The 5,383-nt window shown below is 67.2% G+C and carries 5 protein-coding genes and 2 pseudogenes; 5 read left to right on the top strand and 2 right to left on the bottom strand.

The window, feature by feature from the left end:
• Positions 1 to 785: 785 nt before the first annotated feature.
• Positions 786 to 1,545, top strand: a pseudogene (locus ACWD35_RS44775) (alpha/beta hydrolase).
• Here ACWD35_RS44775 and ACWD35_RS44770 read toward each other — a convergent pair.
• Positions 1,535 to 1,834: a Pycsar system effector family protein gene (locus ACWD35_RS44770; protein ID WP_451357064.1), complete on the bottom strand. Its 300-nt coding sequence runs from the start codon at positions 1,832 to 1,834 to the stop codon at positions 1,535 to 1,537. The pseudogene ACWD35_RS44775 and the gene ACWD35_RS44770 sit on opposite strands and share 11 nt — an antisense overlap.
• A gap of 284 nt (positions 1,835 to 2,118) precedes the next feature.
• Here ACWD35_RS44770 and ACWD35_RS44765 point away from each other — a divergent pair, with 284 nt between their 5' ends.
• Both ACWD35_RS44765 and ACWD35_RS44760 read left to right on the top strand, forming a co-directional pair.
• The gene (locus ACWD35_RS44765) at positions 2,119 to 2,316 is read left to right on the top strand and encodes a type II toxin-antitoxin system prevent-host-death family antitoxin (protein ID WP_451357063.1); all 198 of its coding nucleotides are present in this window, start codon (positions 2,119 to 2,121) and stop codon (positions 2,314 to 2,316) included.
• Complete coding sequence (locus ACWD35_RS44760) at positions 2,313 to 3,656, top strand: serine/threonine-protein kinase (RefSeq protein WP_451357062.1); 1,344 nt, start codon at positions 2,313 to 2,315, stop codon at positions 3,654 to 3,656. Before ACWD35_RS44765 ends, ACWD35_RS44760 begins: the two co-directional genes overlap by 4 nt.
• Before the next feature lie 101 nt (positions 3,657 to 3,757).
• Here ACWD35_RS44760 and ACWD35_RS44755 read toward each other — a convergent pair.
• Positions 3,758 to 4,201 (bottom strand): annotated as a pseudogene (locus ACWD35_RS44755) (recombinase family protein); the annotation flags it as partial.
• A gap of 69 nt (positions 4,202 to 4,270) precedes the next feature.
• Between ACWD35_RS44755 and ACWD35_RS44750 the strand changes: the two are divergent.
• Both ACWD35_RS44750 and ACWD35_RS44745 read left to right on the top strand, forming a co-directional pair.
• On the top strand, positions 4,271 to 4,399 hold the full coding sequence (locus ACWD35_RS44750) for a hypothetical protein (protein WP_451357061.1): 129 nt from the start codon (positions 4,271 to 4,273) through the stop codon (positions 4,397 to 4,399).
• Between the two features lie 68 nt (positions 4,400 to 4,467).
• Positions 4,468 to 5,031 carry a Tn3 family transposase gene (locus ACWD35_RS44745; protein ID WP_451357060.1) on the top strand — a complete coding sequence of 188 codons (564 nt, stop codon included), beginning with the start codon at positions 4,468 to 4,470 and terminating at the stop codon, positions 5,029 to 5,031.
• The last annotated feature ends 352 nt before the right edge of the window (positions 5,032 to 5,383 follow it).

Below are 5,383 nucleotides of genomic sequence, written 5' to 3'. Positions count from 1 at the left end.
GTCACACCACCCCAACGACACCCGCAGCCCAACAGACACGCCACTCCCGAGTGAAGCTGACCAAGCCCTACAAGGTCCTGGACCAGCTCCGGGGGCAGACGGTCGACCACCCTCGCGCCACGCTGGTCGCCGCTGGCCTACTGCCCGACCGCGACGAGCAACTCGCCCGCCTGGAACACTGGTCGAGCAGGACCATCGCCCGCGTCCCTCCAACCGGACGACCGCCGGACCCTGCACACGTTCGTCCACTGGCACCCTCTGTGCCGACTCCGTGCGCTCACTCCGGGGCGCCACGTCACCAACAGTCAAGCCAGCGCCACCAGGTCGGAGATCCGCAACTGCGTCCGTCTGCTGGAACGGCTCCACCAGCAGCAGCTCACGCTCACCGACCGCACCTCGGCCCTGCTTCTGCTGCTCTTCACCCAGCCCGTCGGCCGTATCAGCCGACTGACCACCAACCAGGTCACCGACCTCGGCCACCAAGTCACCCTCCGGCTCGGACCAGAACCAGTCCCGAATACGCCGCGGGCCTTGGTAAACGCTGGCAATCCACCGCGCCGTGTCTCGGGCCTGTCTGGAGTTCTGATCACCGGGCAGGGAAAGGATTGAAGAGATGATCATCGCACTAATAGCTTTTCAGTCGACCGTGACACCGCCCGAGGAGGTGAGACCCCATGAACGCTGTACCGACGTGGGTGCTCCCGCTTCCCGTCACGGCTGGCGATTGACGTAGTGTCGCCGCCGGGAGCGCCTCGACAACAAGGCACTCCCGAAAGGCAACACCCATGCACTCTCTGCAGTTCACCGCCGAGTCGTCGTCGAACGGCATCTTCGAACGCGACTTCACCGTGGGCGGCGTCCCGGCGTCCTCTGGTCGTCGGCCTCCAACGCGCCGATCGCGCGCCCCTGATCCTGATGGCCCACGGCGGCGGCAATCACAAGAAGCACCCGGCGATGTCCGGCCGCGCCCGGCTCCTGGTGGCCGGCTGCGGCTTCCACGTCGCCGTCATCGACGCGCCCGGTCACGGCGACCGGCCGCGTACGGCGCACGACGAGGCGGAAATCGCCGAGCTGTTCCGGGCGCGGGCGGCGGGCGAGCCGGAAGGCCCGATCGTCGTGCGCTACAACGACCACCTGGCGGAGCTTGCCGTGCCCGAGTACCGGGCGATGCTGGACGCCCTCAAGGAGCTCCCGGAGATCGGCACCGACGGGCCCGTCGGCTTCTGGGGCATCAACATGGGCACCGCGATCGGCGTACCGTTCGTCGCGGTCGAACCCAGGATCAAGGCCGCGGTCTTCGGCCAGCACCGGCCCGACGTCCTGGCCGAGAAGGCGAAGCAGATTACCATCCCGATCGAGTTCGACCTGCAGTGGGACGACGAGCACATCTCGCGCGAGGAGGGTCTCGCGCTGTTCGACGCCTTCGCCTCGAAGGAGAAGTCGCTGCACGTGAACTCGGGCAAGCACAAGGAGCTACCCAGGTTCGAGGCCGACAGCGCGGTCCGCTTCTTCGCCCGGCACTTCGGCCGAGCGGTCACCGTCTAGGCCTGACGTGCGCGGCATCGGCGCCCGGCTCGCCAGTCGGGCGTCGGCACCGCGACCCCGATCGGGTGTCGCCGTCCATGCAGGCGCGGATCTCGTCTTCGTCCAGGCGTGCCCAGTACGGGAAGGACGCCTTGTCGTCGCCGCGCAGGCGGGGCCTGACGACCAGGAGCAGCAGCACGGCGGCCGCTCCGAGGGCGAGGACGGCGAGTGCGCCGAAGACCTTCGTCGCGGTCGGCAGGTTCTTGTCCGCGATGGACGCAAGGCCAGCGAGGACGGCGCCATCTGACACCCGATCAGGTGTCAGCCTCCAAAGTCGGCTGCACGTACTGACCCAAATCATCAGTTACCCCTGCGGGTAGCGCGACGGCGCAGGAGGATCATGAGCGTCTCGCGTGCGTCCCGGCGCCGCTCCGCTAGCCGGTCAAGAAGGGGAGTGCCGACCTGTCCAGGACGGGCGAAGCCCAGCGTGTAGGCCCGTCGACACCGCCAAACCGGCCGAGGATGCGCGGGTCATCTGGTGGCGATCGCTCCGATCCCTTCCCTCCATTCATGACACTTCGTCAAACTACATTCATGACCGAGGCGGTATCGATTACCCGTGCGCGGCCGATCCTGGGCGACCTCGCCCGCCGGGTCGCCACCACCCGTGAGCCCATCGTCCTGACCGACCACGGCCGGGCCATCGCCACCATCGTGCCCATGCCCCCAGGGTGCGCCGACAACCCCGGTGGCAGACCCGAGGAAGCGGCCGGAGTGGCGCCGGCCGCATGAGCAGCCCACAACGGCGCATCGCCGACCAATACCGTCTGGTACGCGAGCTGGCTGGAGGCGGCTTCGGCCGCATCTGGCAGGCCCACGACGAACATCTGGACGTCGATGTGGCGGTCAAGGAGGTGTGGTTCCCTCCCGCCATCGACCCGGCCGAGCACTCCCGGCGGCTCGAATACGCCACGCGGGAGGCCCGCAACGCCGCGAAGCTGCGCAGTCATCCGCACATCGTGCCGGTCTACAGCGTCGTCATCGAGGACGATCGGCCGTGGATCGTGATGGAGCTGGTCCACGGCGGTTCGCTGGCAGACCGGCTGACGCAGGGCTCGCTGCCGCCGAAGGAGGTGGCCGATGTCGCGGAGGCGATACTGAAAGCGCTGAACGCGGCCCACAAGGCCAGGGTGGTCCACCGGGACGTGAAGCCGGCGAACATCATGCTTGCCGACGACGGCCGGATACTCCTGACCGACTTCGGTATCGCCGCCCACCAGGACGACACCCGCCTCACCACCGTCGGCAACGTCATCGGGACGCCGGAATACCTTGCCCCCGAGCGCATCAACGGCGCGGAGGCCGGGCCCGCGAGTGACCTGTTCGCCCTCGGCGTCACGCTCTACCGCGCAGCCGAGGGCAAATCCCCGTTCCGGCGCGAAACGGACACTGCAACCCTGGGCGCGGTGGCGACGCAGCCGCCGCCGATGAAGAAGGCCGGCGGCCTCGAACCGTTGATCTTCGGCCTATTGGACAAGGACCCCAAAAAGCGTCTGACTGCCGCTGCCGCGCTGGAGAGGCTGCGCGGTTGGCGGACGGGCCAGAAGCCCCCGGACGACAGCCCGTTCGAGGCGGTCTGGACGGGCAAAGAACCTCTGGACACCTATGCCGAGAAGCTCCCCAATCCTCGGTCTTCGCGGACGTTCGCGGGATGGTTCGGAACAAAGAAGTTTGCAGTGCCTGAGGTGAGATCGGGCTGGGTCTTGCACGTCGGCCCGAAATACATCATGACCACCGACTCCACAGAGCGCCGTGAATTCACTTGGGACCGGATCTTGTACATCTCCATCAGGGAGTTCCGGAACTGGGGTCCCTACAAGTTCACCGTGCTCTACCTGACGTTCATGCCGGGCTCCGAGCCTCCCATGCTGAAGCCGGCGGGATGGCCCTATCCGAAGATGCCTCCCCCCGAAAGCTTCCCAGAAGTCCCGGTCTGCCTCCTGGGCCCGATGACGCCGGAGCAGCGGGCTGAGTTGGCCGAGGCCCTCGGCAGATACGGCGGCAGGCGCTGGAAGCCCTTCGCACGTGCTGCCAATGAGTTCATCACAAGGATTCGTGGATGGAGACGGTGAGCGTGGCCTGGAGACTCGCAGTCGGCGGTCGAGTAGGAACCATGCAGAGTTCCAAGTGCGATTGCGACCGTGAGGTAGCGGTGCAGGGACGTCTTGGGGATACCGGTCTTCTCGGCGATCTCGCCGAGGCTGCCGCCCTGCTGCTTGAGGAGCCTGGCGTACTCGATCTTGTCGGCGAGGTGGGCGACGGGACGGCCGATGCGACGGCCTGCGGCTTCGGCCACGGCGCGGGCGTGGGCGGCCCGTTCAGCGGTGAAGGTACGTTCCATCTCAGCGAACAGGGCCAGCAGCAGGAAGGCGATGCGACCCATGCCCTCGTCGGTGGTGTTGATCGGCAGCGGGTCGGCCAGCGAGCGCACGCCGAACTGCTTGCCGGTCAGGTCGTGGACGAGGTTGAGGACTTCGCGCAGGTTGCGCCCGAGCCGGTCGAGGGTGTGTACGACGACGGTGTCGCCGGGGCGGGCGTAGGCGAGCAAGTCGGCTAGGCCGGGGCGGTCGACGGTGGCTCCGCTCTTCTTGTCCACGTAGATCTGCTTGTCGGGGATGCCCTCCTCACCGAGGCAGTCGAGTTGGCGTTCCAGGCTCTGCTTGATGGTAGGGGGCGCTGCGGTGACGTGGCGGTGGTCGGCTCGGAGGAGTACGCCGACTGGTCGAGGCAGCTGCTTGCGCGGGAGGTGGTGGAGGAGAAGCTGCCCGCCTACCTGGTGGAGGTCGGGCTCGCCGAGGAGGGCGAGGCCGCCTGATTCGACGCCGTGTCCTTCCGCCGCCAGTTGGAGGACCGGCTGCGGGTCGCCGCCGCGGCGGCGTCCTGATGCGGGTGGCCGTCTCCGTGCGCGAGGGCGCCATCTCCTCGGCGACGCTACTCAAGAGGCTCCGGTCCGGGTCGCACAAGAACGCCACGTACGTAGCCTTCCGCGAGGTCCGCCGCGTCATCCGCGCCGTCCAACTCCAGCGGTATCTGACGGACGCACCGCTGCGCCGACGCGTGACCGCGGCGACCAACAAAGTCGAGTCGTTCAACCGGTTCTCCCAGTGGGTCGGCTTCGCCAACCAGGGCATCATCGCCGACAACGACCCCGTCGAGCAGGAGAAGGCGATGAAATTCAACTCTTTGCTCACGAACGCCGTGATCTTCCACAACGCCCTGGACATCGCCGAGATCGTCCGCCAGCCCCTGGAAGAAGGGGCTGGGAGATCGACCCCGAGGACCTGGCCCACACTCGCCGTACCTGACCGAGCACATCAAGCGGTTCGGCGAGTACAGCACGCACGAACTCGCCATCGAGCCCAAGGCGTACAAGACGAAACTCGACGTCGACTTCACCTGCTGCGCGAGCCAAACCAGACCGCGGCCAGCCTCGGCCGAGCCGCCTGAATGCCGAAGGACTTCACCCTGCGTAGACGCAAGATCCGGACGGTGATCCCGGGAGAAGGCCGGCCAGGGGGCCAACCTCAAGAAGCCGGCGAGGTGCGCGATTCTCCGCTCCCTTCGGCACCGTCCCCATAGCCGGTACGGTGGGTGGCCCTTCGAACCCGACCAAGGGGTTGACGTGTGGGGAAACAACGGCCGTCCGGGAAAGGCCTTATGGGGCGGTGGCCTCGCGCTGCTTCTGGTAGCGGTTCTCACAGTCTGTGAAGGTCCCCTCGTAGCGTGGAGTCCGTGATACCAGGGGAAGTTGAGGTTCATGGGGTCCAAGCAACAGAAGTACGACGCGGAGTTCCGTGAG

Source organism: Streptomyces sp. NPDC002671, assembly GCF_053592475.1.
Note: the sequence above shows the minus strand (reverse complement) of the source record. Positions and strands in the feature narration are given on the sequence as shown.

Bases quoted from the DNA above. Each gene is read 5' to 3' on its own strand.
- ACWD35_RS44765 (WP_451357063.1), top strand. From the start codon at position 2,119: ATGACCGAGGCGGTATCGATTACCCGTGCGCGGCCGATCCTGGGCGAC.
- ACWD35_RS44760 (WP_451357062.1), top strand. From the start codon at position 2,313: ATGAGCAGCCCACAACGGCGCATCGCCGACCAATACCGTCTGGTACGC.
- ACWD35_RS44745 (WP_451357060.1), top strand. From the start codon at position 4,468: ATGCGGGTGGCCGTCTCCGTGCGCGAGGGCGCCATCTCCTCGGCGACG.